The 12,839-nt window shown below is 61.8% G+C and carries 16 protein-coding genes; 8 read left to right on the top strand and 8 right to left on the bottom strand.

Annotated elements, in window-relative coordinates:
- Positions 1 to 53: 53 nt before the first annotated feature.
- Both ACZL02_RS14385 and ACZL02_RS14390 read right to left on the bottom strand, forming a co-directional pair.
- A complete protein-coding gene (locus tag ACZL02_RS14385; RefSeq protein ID WP_472936811.1) occupies positions 54 to 1,649 on the bottom strand; it encodes an ABC transporter substrate-binding protein in 1,596 nt (531 codons plus the stop codon).
- A 136-nt stretch (positions 1,650 to 1,785) separates the two neighbouring features.
- Positions 1,786 to 3,000, bottom strand: coding sequence for an Mrp/NBP35 family ATP-binding protein (locus tag ACZL02_RS14390; protein ID WP_472938090.1), 1,215 nt, complete (start codon positions 2,998 to 3,000; stop codon positions 1,786 to 1,788).
- 211 nt (positions 3,001 to 3,211) lie between these two features.
- On the opposite strand from ACZL02_RS14390, the gene ACZL02_RS14395 reads away from it, so the two are divergent.
- Entirely contained in the window at positions 3,212 to 4,018 is an 807-nt protein-coding gene (locus ACZL02_RS14395; RefSeq protein WP_472936810.1) for a HugZ family pyridoxamine 5'-phosphate oxidase, read from the top strand.
- A gap of 6 nt (positions 4,019 to 4,024) precedes the next feature.
- Here the strand turns inward: ACZL02_RS14395 and ACZL02_RS14400 are convergent, their stop codons facing one another.
- From ACZL02_RS14400 to ACZL02_RS14420, 5 genes are all read right to left on the bottom strand, one after another.
- Positions 4,025 to 4,282, bottom strand: a complete 258-nt coding sequence (locus ACZL02_RS14400) for a hypothetical protein (RefSeq protein ID WP_472936809.1) — start codon at positions 4,280 to 4,282, stop codon at positions 4,025 to 4,027.
- A 111-nt stretch (positions 4,283 to 4,393) separates the two neighbouring features.
- A complete protein-coding gene (locus ACZL02_RS14405) occupies positions 4,394 to 4,672 on the bottom strand; it encodes a YMGG-like glycine zipper-containing protein (protein WP_472936808.1) in 279 nt (92 codons plus the stop codon).
- Between the two features lie 111 nt (positions 4,673 to 4,783).
- Positions 4,784 to 5,074, bottom strand: a complete 291-nt coding sequence (locus tag ACZL02_RS14410; RefSeq protein ID WP_472936807.1) for a hypothetical protein — start codon at positions 5,072 to 5,074, stop codon at positions 4,784 to 4,786.
- 157 nt (positions 5,075 to 5,231) lie between these two features.
- Positions 5,232 to 6,197 (bottom strand): HWE histidine kinase domain-containing protein, encoded by a 966-nt coding sequence (locus tag ACZL02_RS14415; protein ID WP_472936806.1) that lies wholly within the window; start codon positions 6,195 to 6,197, stop codon positions 5,232 to 5,234.
- Positions 6,198 to 6,479: 282 nt separating this feature from the next.
- A complete protein-coding gene (locus ACZL02_RS14420; protein ID WP_472936805.1) occupies positions 6,480 to 7,274 on the bottom strand; it encodes a response regulator in 795 nt (264 codons plus the stop codon).
- A gap of 270 nt (positions 7,275 to 7,544) precedes the next feature.
- Between ACZL02_RS14420 and ACZL02_RS14425 the strand changes: the two genes are divergently transcribed.
- From ACZL02_RS14425 to ACZL02_RS14450, 6 genes are all read left to right on the top strand, one after another.
- The gene (locus ACZL02_RS14425) at positions 7,545 to 7,763 is read left to right on the top strand and encodes a NepR family anti-sigma factor (protein WP_472936804.1); all 219 of its coding nucleotides are present in this window, start codon (positions 7,545 to 7,547) and stop codon (positions 7,761 to 7,763) included.
- 7 nt (positions 7,764 to 7,770) lie between these two features.
- Positions 7,771 to 8,322, top strand: a complete 552-nt coding sequence (locus ACZL02_RS14430; RefSeq protein WP_472933095.1) for a sigma-70 family RNA polymerase sigma factor — start codon at positions 7,771 to 7,773, stop codon at positions 8,320 to 8,322.
- Between the two features lie 214 nt (positions 8,323 to 8,536).
- Entirely contained in the window at positions 8,537 to 8,881 is a 345-nt protein-coding gene (locus ACZL02_RS14435; RefSeq protein WP_472936803.1) for an ElaB/YgaM/YqjD family protein, read from the top strand.
- 2 nt (positions 8,882 to 8,883) lie between these two features.
- Positions 8,884 to 9,324, top strand: coding sequence for a hypothetical protein (locus ACZL02_RS14440; protein ID WP_472936802.1), 441 nt, complete (start codon positions 8,884 to 8,886; stop codon positions 9,322 to 9,324).
- A gap of 87 nt (positions 9,325 to 9,411) precedes the next feature.
- A complete protein-coding gene (locus ACZL02_RS14445) occupies positions 9,412 to 9,651 on the top strand; it encodes a hypothetical protein (RefSeq protein ID WP_472936801.1) in 240 nt (79 codons plus the stop codon).
- Entirely contained in the window at positions 9,651 to 9,956 is a 306-nt protein-coding gene (locus ACZL02_RS14450; protein ID WP_496258435.1) for a hypothetical protein, read from the top strand. The genes ACZL02_RS14445 and ACZL02_RS14450 overlap by 1 nt, the downstream gene beginning before the upstream one ends.
- A 50-nt stretch (positions 9,957 to 10,006) precedes the next feature.
- On the opposite strand, the gene ACZL02_RS14455 is transcribed toward ACZL02_RS14450, so the two are convergent.
- Entirely contained in the window at positions 10,007 to 10,972 is a 966-nt protein-coding gene (locus tag ACZL02_RS14455) for a diacylglycerol/lipid kinase family protein (protein WP_472936799.1), read from the bottom strand.
- Between the two features lie 348 nt (positions 10,973 to 11,320).
- Between ACZL02_RS14455 and ACZL02_RS14460 the strand changes: the two genes are divergently transcribed.
- Entirely contained in the window at positions 11,321 to 12,823 is a 1,503-nt protein-coding gene (locus ACZL02_RS14460) for a PRC-barrel domain-containing protein (RefSeq protein WP_472936798.1), read from the top strand.
- Positions 12,824 to 12,839 lie beyond the last annotated feature (16 nt).

The raw sequence follows: 12,839 nt of genomic DNA on the forward strand, positions 1-12,839 counted from the left end.
AAGATGAGCGCCGCCGGACGGACCGGCGACGCTCTTTATAGCCTCAGAACAGTCTACTCGTCGATGTCGACGCCGTCGAAGCGGTGCGAGCCGAGCGGATCCATCAGGTAGCCCTTGACCTTGGTGGACATCGGCAGGCTGACGAGCGAATGCGCGATCGTCGCCCAGGGAGCCTGGTCCTTGAAGATCTTCTGCGCCTCGGCATAGAGCTTGCTGCGCTCGGCCTGGTCGGAGATCGTGGCGGCCTTCTTGATCAGCGCGTCATAGTCCTTATTGCACCAGGCAGCCTTGTTGCCGCTGCCGATGCCATCGCAGCCGAGCAGGATGGCGAGGAAGTTGTCCGGATCGCCATTGTCGCCGGTCCAGCCCGCGAGGACCGCGCCGTCGTGCTTCGGATCGCCTGCGAGCTTCAGGTACTGCGTCCAGTCGTAGGTCACGATCTCGACCTCGACGCCGACCTTGGCGAAATCGGCCTGGATCAGCTCGGCCATGCGGCGAGCGTTCGGGTTGTACGGACGCGCCACCGGCATCGCCCAGACCTTCATCTTCAGCCCGCTGACGCCGGCCTCGTCGAGCATCTTCTTGGCCGCGTCCGGATCGTACTTATCGTCGACGATCTTCTCGTTGTAGGACCACATGGTCGGCGGGATCGGGTTCTTTGCGACCTGGCCGATGCCGGGGTAGACGGCCTCGAGGATGGCGTCCTTGTTGATCGCCATGTTGAGCGCGCGGCGGACCTCGACCTTGTCGAACGGCGGCTGCGAGGCGTTGTAGGCGAGGTAGCCGACGTTGAGGCCGGCCTGCTCCATCATCGTCACCGACGAGTCGCTCTTCAGCGCCGGGATGTCGGCGGGGTTCGGGTATCCAGCGACGTGGCACTCGCCGGCCTTCAGGCGCTGAAGGCGCACCGAGGCGTCCTGGGTGATCGCGAAGACCAGATCGTCGATCGGCTGCTTGCCACCCCAGTATTCCGGGTTGGCCTTGTAGCGGATGACCGCGTCCTGCTGGTAGGCGACGAAGGCGAACGGACCAGTGCCGAGCGGCTGCTGGTTCAGCTTCTCCGGCGTGCCGTCCGCGAGCAGCTTGTCGGCATACTCCTTCGACATGACCGAGGCGAAATCCATCGCGAGGTTGGCGATCATCGGCGCGTTGGGGGTCGTCAGCGTCAGCTTGACCGTCAGATCGTCGACCTTCTCGAACGACTTGACGAGCGTCGGCATCGACATGTCGTTGTAGTAGCCCCAGGTGGTGTCGCCCGCGTAGGAGAAGTACGGGTTCGCCTTGTCGCTCTGGCGGTTGAAGGTGAAGAGCACGTCATCGGCATTGAAGTCGCGGGTCGGGGTGAAGAAGTCCGTGGTCTGGAACTTGACGCCCGGACGGAGCTTGAAAGTGTAGACGAGGCCGTCCTCGGAGACTTCCCAGCTTTCAGCGAGGCCTGGCACGACCTCGGTGGTGCCGCGCTTGAACTCGACCAGACGGTTGTAGACCGGCTTCGACGACGCATCGAAGGTGGTTCCGGCGGTATACAGCGCGGGATCGAAACCCTCCGGCGAACCTTCCGAGCAATAGACCAGCGACTTGGCGGAAGCCGCCGAACCAAGGGTCAGGGCAAGCGCCGTCGCAGCCAGAAGCGTCGTTACAATTTTCATTCGCGATCTCCGTTGTATTGAAAGCCGATGTATTGAAAGCCAAATTTGCGCTCGCAAAGGCCTGGCCTTGGCATGCTCGCATGGAGGCGCATCCCATAGCTTCAGCGAATTCGATGCAAGCTTAATTTTTGATCATTCACTCAAAAACGATCCGCGGCGCCGGTATTTTACGCGATGCCACGGAATCCATTGCGGTTAGTGTATTGGCAGCTATCGACTTGTAGATCGCAGCGTGCGGCCCATCCGGCTCCAAGGCCACCACCGGGCGGCCCGCATCGGACGTCTCGCGGATCCGCATGTGCAGCGGAACCTCGCCGAGAAACGGCACCCCGAGCCGCGTGGACTCGGCCTGCGCGCCGCCATGGCCGAAGATGTCCGAACGCTCCCCGCAGGAGGGGCAGAGGAAATAGCTCATGTTCTCGACGATGCCGAGCACCGGCACGTCGACCTTGCGGAACATCGCAAGGCCCTTGCGGGCATCGAGCAAAGCGAGATCCTGTGGCGTCGAGACAATGACGGCGCCGGCCAGCGGTACCTGCTGCGCCATCGTCAGCTGCGCATCACCGGTGCCGGGTGGCAAGTCGACGACGAGGAGGTCAAGCTTCCCCCACTCGACCTCCCGCAGCATCTGCGTCAGCGCGGACATCACCATCGGCCCGCGCCAGATCATCGGCACTTCCTCGTCGACGAGAAGGCCCATCGACATCGCCTTCAGCCCGTAAGCCTCGATCGGAATGATGATGCGGCCGTTGCTTTTGGGCTTCTCGCGGATGTCGAGCAACCGCGGTATCGATGGACCGTAGACGTCGGCATCGAGGATGCCGACTTTGAGCCCGAGCGCTGCGAAACCGAGCGCCAGATTGACCGCCGTGGTCGACTTGCCAACGCCGCCCTTGCCCGACGCCACCGCGATAATGCGGTCGATGCCGGGGACACCGGGCTTTGCGGTGTTCGTCCGGGGCGCCGGGGGAACTGCGGGCGTCGCAGGACGGGAGCCGGCCGGTGCATGGGAATGGGCATGTCCATGCGAATGGCTGTGTGTATGCCCCGCGGTGGCCGCAGGTGCCGGCCTCGGTGGGACAGGGGCGCCGGTACCCGCGGTCTTCTCCGCGGTGAGCGCCACCATCCCCGATCTCACGCCTTCGATGCCCGTCAGCCTGCGCTCGATGTCCTGCCGGAACGGCTCGAAACGCTGGGCCTCCTCAGCCGGGACCGAGAGAGAGAAGAAGGCTTTGCCGTCGGCGATGAAAATATCCGAGACCATGCCGCGGGAAACGACATCGCCCTTGCCGTCGGGCGCGTCCAGGCCTTTCAGCAGAGCGATGATCTGATCCTTGATGATGGCACTCATGTGAACCTCTCCAGGGTCGCTGTCGGCGATTTCATCCAGCCCATACCGGTGATGCCCTGCTTCCGCAAACCGGGAACGTTCCCGTCTTCGGCATAGGCCTGAAATCCAAAGGCAAAATCCGCCGGTTGCTTGCCGCTGTGACGCGCCGTGTCGGGGCCGAGAAGAGCAGACTTCCCCAGTTGTCGGACGGGCGCAGCCATGATGGAACACGTTGCGTGCATCGATCGCCTTAAAGCCGGTGTACATCGGCGAAATGCGAAGAAGGGAGCCAATGATGGACCGACTGAAAAAGTATCCCTGGCGGGGTGTCGACGACGAGACCCGTGCCTTGGCGCGTCGGCTCGTTCGAACCGCCCGTTTCGCGGCAATCGCAACCCTTCATCCGGAGACCGGCTGGCCACAGGCAACCCGCGTCGCCGTAGCGACAGATGCTTCCGGTCACCCGATTGTCCTGATTTCCAACCTCGCGCCGCACACCCCGGCCCTCAAAGCCGACCCGCGTTGCGGCGTGCTCCTGGGCGAACCGGAAGACGGCGACCCACTGGCGCATCCCCGTATTTCGCTCGCCGCAACTGCCCACTTCATCGCATTTGCTAGCCAGGAGGAGAAGGCACTGAAAGCGCGCTTTCTCGCCCGACACCCGCAGGCTTCGGCCTATTGCGATCTGGCGGACTTCCAATTGGCGAGGCTAGCCGTCGGCAGCGCGAGCCTTAACGGCGGGTTTGCGAAAGCCTACAGGATGGAGGCGGACGACATCGTGGATCCACCGGTCGATCCAGCACTCCAGGCAGCGATCCTTCGCGCCCTCACCCACATGAATGCCGACCATCTCGACGCCATCGATACCCTCGCCCAACGGAGCGGCGCGGATACCAAGGGCTGGCACATCCTGTCGGGTGACGCCCGCGGCTTCGAGATCGGCCACCGCGACGAGGTCAGACGCATCGAGTTTCGCCAGAGGGTCACCGCCGGCGACCAATTGCACCGCGCCTACCTCGACCTCTTCGAACCGAGCTAGGCAATCTCAGGAAGAGCAACCGGCCCGGAAACGGTTTCCAGCCTTGGTCTCCCAAATACAAAGTTCCGGATTGTTGGCGGCCTTGCCGACGACACGATCACCGGGCGCAGGCTGCGGCTCGGGAACCTTGCCGGGCGTGTATGGCGTCACGGCTGCACCGCTGACACCGAACACGGCGCCGAAGACCGGCGAGTCCTTGCTGACACTGCTGCACGCCGACAATCCGAGAAGCCCACATACGGCAACTGCGACCGTTTTCCGCATTGCGACATCCTAGAAAGTGAGAGAAGCCAAAAGGTAAGAAGACGGGTAGCTCAAACGAAAAAAGCACCGCCGGTAAGGGCGATGCTTCTCTCAAGCTCTCGAAGATAAGCTTTACGGGCAGGCAGCCACGTAGCGCTCGCCGGTCCGCTGATCGCGATAGATGCAATCGCCAGCCTGCGAGCGGCCGATCACGTTACCAACGACGGCACCCGTACCGGCGCCGATCAGGCCACCGACCAAAGCGCCCTTGCCACCACCGACACCAGCACCGATCGCCGCACCGCCGAGACCGCCGATCGCCGCACCCGTGCCAGTCGCACGCTCCGTCTGCGAACAGCCCGCGCTAACCAGCAGCAGACCGGCAACAGCCCCCATCATCATCTTTTTCATGAACGCGCCTCTACCAGATTTGTTTTCGTCCCACCCCTCAACTCGGGAGTGGCACCGAAGTTCCGTATCTTTGCATTTTTGCCGAAGGCCAAGATTATCCAGCCGCTGCGATCAACGCGCGGCAACGATCTGGGGTGCCGCATCGAAACTGACGATGAGGTTGCCATTGCGTCCGATGGTCCAGTCCACCGTGGCAGAGTCCTCGAAGACTTCTTCGGAGACTTCCTTGCAGGCGCCATACACCTTCGTGTCGGCAGTGGCGCTCAGGCGCATCTGCAACGACAGATCTTCCGTGCATTCGCTCTGATCTTCGTAGGCAGCAACCGGGACCGGGATTTCCTTGCAAACCGACGCATCGGCATTGCAGCCTACCAGCAACATGAATGCAGCAATATGTTCCATCGGTCCGTCTCCTTCGGCAAGAAGAACATTCCGCTAGGACAACGGTTCCAGCACGCGTTAAGTCAATATTCACACTTGAGTGAAGGGACGATTTACGGGTTGCGTTGCGAACACGCAGTCTCCCGGACGATCGACAAGACGATCACCGTCGAGGAAGCTACTCGGGACTGTTGATCTCGAACTGCGATTCTGGAATCAGCAGAGTGTAGTGCAACCCATCGACCCGGTAATCCAGTTCGGCCTGGCCACCCACCGAGTTGGGAACAATGCGCTCCAGCGTCGATGTTCCAAACCGCGTATCGTTGTCACTGCGAACACGCGGACCACCGGTCTCGCGCCACATCAAACGCAGATTCCGCTCCCCGTCCCGGTCAACGAACTCCGATGAAATCGCAACCCGGCCGCCGGGGATCGAGAGAGAGCCATAGGACGCCGCGTTGACGGCGAGCTCGTGCAGCGCCAGCCCGACATGCAGGGATGCCGTCGGCGACAGATAGACATCCACACCCTCGAACGAGATCTGCCCCATTCCATCCGGTGCATAGCGCTCGACCTGCATGACGATGAGGCTGACGAGATCAGCCCCTCGCCAGTCCGCATCCGTGACGATGTCCTGCGATGACGCCAATGACTGGATACGCCCCCTAAAACGGACGAGGAACTCCGGGACCGTTACCGAATGGCGGGCGGTCTGGCTTGCCAGGCTCTGAATAATGGCAAGCAAATTCTTCGAGCGGTGCGACAGCTCTCGCAGCAGGATCTTCAGGGTTTCTTCGCGGCGCTTCTGCTCGGTGATCTCGAGCGATGTTCCGACAATCCCCACCACGACTTCATCGACCTTGTCGACGTCGACCCGGATATCGAACCAGCGCGTGACGGAACCGGAAGTCGACGAGAGTTCGAAACGGGCCGGGCGCTGCGACCGCAGGACCTCGTTCTTGACCAAGACAGATTTGGAGGCGGCGCCGGCATCGAGGATATCGTGATCACCTCGCCCTACCACGCTCTCGTCGAGCCAGGAGTTCGTGGCGTTGAAGACCCACAGATACGTCAGGTCGCGGCTTTGCGCGAACAACGTCATCTCGGTATTGGCGAGAGCTTTTAAAGCCTTGGAGGCAACCATCTGCAGACGCTCAAACCTTTACGCATGCTCTTTTCCGCCTGACCCACCCGTTGTTCGGGAAGCCAGTGTTTAGCTGGGCATGCCTGCCTGTAGCCGCTGCCTATTCAAATTTTAGATGCCGCGGAAACCGTTTGGTCTCGGCTGCTCGGATCGCTTTATGACCCTGCTCCAACAACGCGTCCTTCTGTCCGCGGTTCCTGAGATTCTCGACCTGCGATAGGTTCTGCACACACAAAAACACCGCCGGAATGCCGGCGGTGTCTTCACGGTTTAGCCGAGCGTTCAGGCAGCCGCCCGCTTTTCGGTTTCGAAGAACAGTGCCTGGCTGATCAGCGCCTTCACCATGTCCGGATTGAACGGCTTCGTAACGAGGAAGGTCGGCTCAGGGCGCTCTCCCGTCAACAGCCGCTCCGGGAAGGCTGTGATGAAAATGACGGGGACGCTGACCTTCGACAGAATGTCGTTGACCGCGTCGATGCCGGAACTTCCGTCGGCAAGCTGGATATCCGCCAGCACCATGCCGGGCTTCTGCTGCTCGAACAGAGCGAGCGCTTCCTTATGGGTCCGCGCGATACCGGTCACAGTGTGGCCGAGGCTCTCGACCATCTGCTCGATGTCCATCGCGATCAGCGGCTCGTCCTCGATGATCATGATCTCGGTCGAGACCTGCCGGCCGATGTCGATGCTCGCCTCGTCGATGAGGCTCGAGAACTCCTGTTCGCCGACGGACAGGATTTGCGCCGCCTCCGTCGTGGTGAAGCCTTCGACGGCCACCAGCAGGAACGCCTGACGTGGCAGAGGAGAGATCGCACGAAGATTGCGCGACGCACTCTCCTCCCAGGCCGAAACCGGCGCGTCGTCGCGCACGTTCACTTCCACCGACTGCCAGAGCGAAGAGAACAGGCGGTACAACGAAATACGCGGGCTGTTCTCGGTGCTGAACAGGCTGGGATCGGCGATGAGGGTCTCCAGCACGGCAGCGACGTATGCATCGCCGCTCGCCTGCGAGCCACTCAACGCACGCGCATACCGCCGGAGATACGGAATATGCGGCGCTATACGAGACGACATCGACATGAAAACATTCTCCAATGCCGAATGACCGGCAAAACATGTTCGGCGCCACGACAACGCCGGCGCACCCTTACAGTTCCCTCCAGAGGAACCTTTCCGCTGTGGCGCGGTTATGACCGATCTGCCAGCGCTCGGCCATATCAAAGATTGATGACCTCAGCGCTGCGTCGTAAAGAGTTGCAGAATCGGAATCGACAAACACATCCGGGAAATGGCGATGCGGGAGACAGGCCAGTCTCTGCGCTCGTTCAGGACGAGGCTGCGAGAGGCTTGATGGAAGATCGAGAAAACGAGGACGGGAAGATGCAGATGACCCATAGCGTGCAAACCGGGGCCACTGCACACGACCTCGGCTCCAACTCAGCCATCGGGCGGCGGTTGAAGGCCTATTACGATGACGTGGCGAGCGAGCCGGTTCCCGACCGCTTCCTTGCTTTGCTCGATGCACTCGATGCAGCCGAGACGTCCACGACAAGTCCGGAACGCGAATAGGAACTCGATGAGCCAGGATCCGGAATTTCGCCGCGAACTGATTTCCATCATCCCCAACCTCAGAGCGTTCGCTGCATCGCTGTCGGGCTCGTTCGACCGCGCCGACGATCTGGTGCAGGAGACCTTGGTCAAGGCTTGGGACAAGCAGCATACCTTTCAGCCGGGCACCAACCTGAAGGCATGGCTTTTCACCATTCTGCGCAACGAGTTCTATACGCAGATGCGCAAGAAGGGCCGTGAGGTCCAGGACGTCGATGGCATTCACGCCATGCAGCTCGCGGGCCATCCCGAGCAGCATGGGCACCTCGACTTGCAGGACTTCCGCAAGGCGCTGGAGCAGCTTCCCGACGACCAGCGTGAGGCGCTGATCCTGATCGGCGCATCGGGCTTCTCCTATGAGGAAGCAGCCGAGATCTGTAAATGCGCCGTCGGCACGATCAAGAGCCGGGTCTCGCGGGCACGGACAAAGATCTCCGACGTCCTCGGCATCGAGGGAGACGGCGAATACGGACCAGATTCCATCTCGTCCCAGATCATCGGCGTCGCGCCGGCAGCTTGATAAGAATCTCGAGGGGGTGTCGGTAGCCGTCGCCCCCTTCGCCTCCTCGCCAGACGTCCGCAGTTGGAACGATAGTTTCACCGGTCGGAAATGCTGGAGGTTGGGAACCGGGCCGAGGCTAGGCCATTGTCCTCGGGCAGAAGGCATAAACCCTTCGACACCCTAGCCGCTTGCAAATCGCATGCCCCGGCCAACTCAAAGCGAGGATGCTTCAATGCAGTCCGATACCATTCCGAATGACTTCGAAGCTGGTGCCGCCGGTGGCCCGCGTTCTACCGATGCCGAGCTGGAAGTTCAGGTTGCGAACCTTCGCTCCGATGTCGCCGGTATCGCCGAGACGCTGAAGTCGATGGCATCCGAGCGCGCCGATGGCGCCAAGCGCCAGGCCTATGCTCTGCGGGACGACGTGCGCGATCGCGGCGAGCAGTATGTGCGCCAGGCGAAGGACGCCGTTTCTGATATTGAGGAGCAGGTGTCCGAGCAGGTCCGCGCCGAGCCGATCAAGGCCGTGATCGTCGCTGCAGCGATCGGCTATCTCTACGCGCGCATCTTCCACTGAACATGGTCTTTGCGCTGATCACACGGCTTTTCACGGGCGAGGCAGGGATCTACCTGGCTCGCCTCAAGCGGCTGGTGGGACTCTATGTAATGCTGGGCGTGTCTGCGCTCCTGCTACTCATTTTCCTCATCATCGCGCTATTCACTTGGTTGGCGCAGCACTTCGGCAGCTTGCCGACCGCCCTCACCTTCGCTGGCATTTCGCTTCTATTGGTCATCGTCAGCTATATCTTGACGGTGATGGCCAAGCGGCCACCGGTCACAGAGGCAGACGACCGGTTGAAGCGTGATATCGCTTCGATTGCCGGTGTAACGGCGATGACGAATGCGCCGCAAATCATGCGAGCCGTCCGCCGTCAGAAGAAGCTTTTGTTCGTTCCGATCGCCGGAATGGGTTTCTACGGGCTCTACAAGCTTCTCACCGGTCGGCAGCGCCGATTTTAAGAAGCTTTTAGGCTGCTCTATTTCTCCGGGCAGTCCTTGCCAGCGCCTCGGTCTCATTTGGCTGACATTTTCAACATGGAGTAGCTGATGACCCGCCTCGACCCGCAAGACGCCCGCCAGGGAAAGAAGGGGACGCCTGTCCTCAAAGTGCTCATTGGCGCGCTGGTGCTGTGTGTCATAGTCGCTATCGGTCTCGCGCTGTTTGCGAAAGCAACGCCTGAATCGGCGATCCCTGCAGCGAGCGTCGGCAATAATCCAAGCTCTTCTGCAGCGCCGTCCGATCCGACGACAACCCCCACGCCGGCAACGCCTGCACCGGCAAATTGATGGGCCAGGATCCCTTGAACACCGAGAGCTCTGATCAGATGCTGTCTGGCACGGCGGACGTTTCGTCCGCTGACCAGATGGCCGATCTGTCGGACGGCGACATAGACGCGGTTCTGGATGATCCGACCATGTCGCCTGAAGAGAAGATGGCACGGCTGGAAGAGCTTCGCGAAAGGGTGACGCACCGGGATGACGAAGCTTACGCTCCGTTATCTGCGCGTCTTGCCGATGCATTCTCCATGCTGGCGCAGGGCGGCCATAGCTACGCTGATACCAGCGGCGATGAGGATAAACCGGTACGCTGACCCTATGTCATCCGGTCTAGCTTCTGGTTTGCCAACGCCTCACAAGAAACCTAACGCCGGCCCCTCAGGCCGGCGTTTTTTGCGTCGGTCCCTATCGTCTTCGCAGCATGGTAGCGCGCATCCGAGGGAACGAGGACGCGAAGAGCTTTGGCGTGAATCTCGACCACTGAGCGAGCTTCGAGATCCCGAAGCTCGCCATCGCAAACGGCGCGGTCACGGTGGTGGCTGCCGGAATAGTCGATCACCACTTTCTGGGCGGTATAGGTCTTGAGCGAGGAATTGCCGCGCCAGGCCCCCACCAGAATGTCCAAGGTGAGGCGCGTCACCGACCGCACGTCGCGGGTCTCGCAGATGTAGACGCCGAGCTCGCCGCCCTGGGGATTATCCGCGAACGGCAGGTGCCCGTCGCCATACACATTGTTGGAGACCGCCAGCGCCGGGGTTCGGATACGCCGGGTCGTGCCGTCGATATCGATCTCGGCTTCGACGAGCGGCAGGCTTTTCAGGGTGGCAACAAGGGCCCGCGTGGTGGCGAACATCTTGCCGATCCGCGATCCGTAGTCGAACTTCTGGCGCATTCGGACCATGCGCGCATGCATGCCGACTGCGAACTGGTGGATAAAGGGCGTGCCGTTCACCGTCGCGATGTCGACCTCGATGATGGTGCCGTCCGAAAGCGCCGCGACAGCCGTGTTGATGTCCTGCGGGATCTGCAGGGTCCGGGCAAACAGGTTCATCGTCCCCGCCGGAATGATGCCGAGCGCGATCTTCCCGTTCATCAAGGCGCCGGCGGCCGTCGAGACCGTGCCGTCGCCGCCACCGACCAGGAGGACGTCGATGTCATCACGCCCTGCCGCCCTGCGCAGCGCCTCCTCAATGTCGTCGCCGGCAATCGGCTCGACGGTCGCAGCATGGCCGTGAAGGCGGAACTCGTCGATGATCAGACTGGAAAAGAGATCGAGGTCGGTCGTCTTCAGCGTACCGCCGTCGCGGTTGAGAATCGTGTGGATTTTCATCTTGTCCTGTCGCCGGTCGGTCCGGTCATTTGCCATTCGCCTGATCGAACCATTTCGGCGGCGAGATTGCGACGATTCACGTGGTGCTTGCTCGCTGAGGGCATTTAGTCGGCCGACAGCGCGCCGAGAGGCGCCATTGAGCGCTGGCATCTAAGGCTGAAATTGCGCGGGACGAGGGCTGTCGAACCAACCCGTCTTCAAGATCAGCATCCGGTTGCAAATGACTTTCTCCGGAACTTCGACGCGCCGAGTTCGGTTATCAAGCTGTGAAGGGCGCGATGCCATGCTGTGACGAAGCAACAAGCGCGGCGTGCCCACATCCTGATAATGAAGACGAGGAATTACGCCATGATCCGCACACTTTTGGCCACCACGGCACTCGCCAGCATCATCGCAACCAGCGCCTTTGCTCAGGCGACTACTTCCGAGCAGAAAACACCGGCAGCTGCGACCGGTACGATGTCGGCGCCTTCAACAGGTGCCGAGGCCACACCGCTGTCGTCCGATAGCGCATATATGCAGCAGATCGGTACGGACGAATATCTGGCCAGCGACCTCACCGGGTTGACTGTCTACGCGACGAGCGCTGCTGATGCTGCCTCGGCCGGCAAGATCGATAACTTCCTGGTCGGCAACGACGGCAAGATCGCCGCTGCGATCATCAGCACCAGCGGCCTTGAGGACGACAAGACGGTTGCCGTTCCTTTCGAGAAGATCACTTGGTCGGTCGACGAGAACAACGCGCCCCGCGCCGTGCTGACCGCGACCGCGGAAGAACTGGCTGCCGCACCGGCCTTCACCGAGTCCACGGCGACTGCTGCGGCCGCAACGGGCGCTTCCGCGCCGATGACCACCGCGACGGCAACGGACACGACGACCGGGACTGCCGCGACCAGCGGCGCCACGACGGCGGCCCCCGCCGCTCCGACTAAGGCAGCGCCGGTTCAGACAGCAGCCGCCATGGGGGATACGACCTATCCAGCGACTGTTGCCGGCGATCAGTATCTGACGCAGGACCTGATCGGCAGCACCATCTACTCCGGCCCCGGCAATGATGCCGAGAAGGTAGGCTCGGTCAACGATCTCGTCGTGAAGAAGTCGGGCGATGTTGCGGCCGCTGTCGTCGGCGTCGGTGGCTTCCTCGGAATCGGCGAGAAGAACGTCGGTGTTCCGTTCGCCGAGCTGCAGCTGTCGAAGGTGGATGGTGACGAGACGCGTGCTGTTCTGGCTGCCACCAAGGACCAGCTGAAGGCTGCGCCGGGCTTCGAGGCGGACGCGACGAAGGTTGCCGCCAACAATACCGCCACGACGACGGAGACCGGCAGCATGGTGGCGGCACCAATGGCAGCGACGACGGCGACAGGGACGAACGCCGCGACAGCCCCTGCCGCTGGCACGGATGCCTCTTCCACCGCCTCGACGGGCGGCGCCACGGACCGTGCTTCGATGACGCCGGTGACCGGTGCCGAGCTGACCGCCGACAAGCTGAAGGGCACGACGGTCTATGGGCCGAACGACGAGAGCATTGGTGAAGTCGGCGACATCGCCCTCAGCCAAGCCGGCCAGGTCGATGCGGTGATCGTCGATGTCGGTGGCTTCCTCGGCATCGGCGAGAAGCAGGTTGCCGTTGCGATGGACAATCTTCAGTTCATGAAGGACAGCGGCGGTTCGATGTATCTCTACACGCAGTTTACAGAGAACCAGCTGAAGAATGCGCCGGAGTACAACAGCGACACCTACGCGGCAAACCGTGACCAGATGCGGATCGCACCGGACGCCACGCTACCGGGCGCTGCCACCGAGGGCATGACCCCGGCTCCTGCCGCGGGTACCGCCGCACCGGCCCAGTAAGCCAAGGACGACCTCC

It is taken from the genome of Mesocryomonas fontinalis, assembly GCF_055730125.2.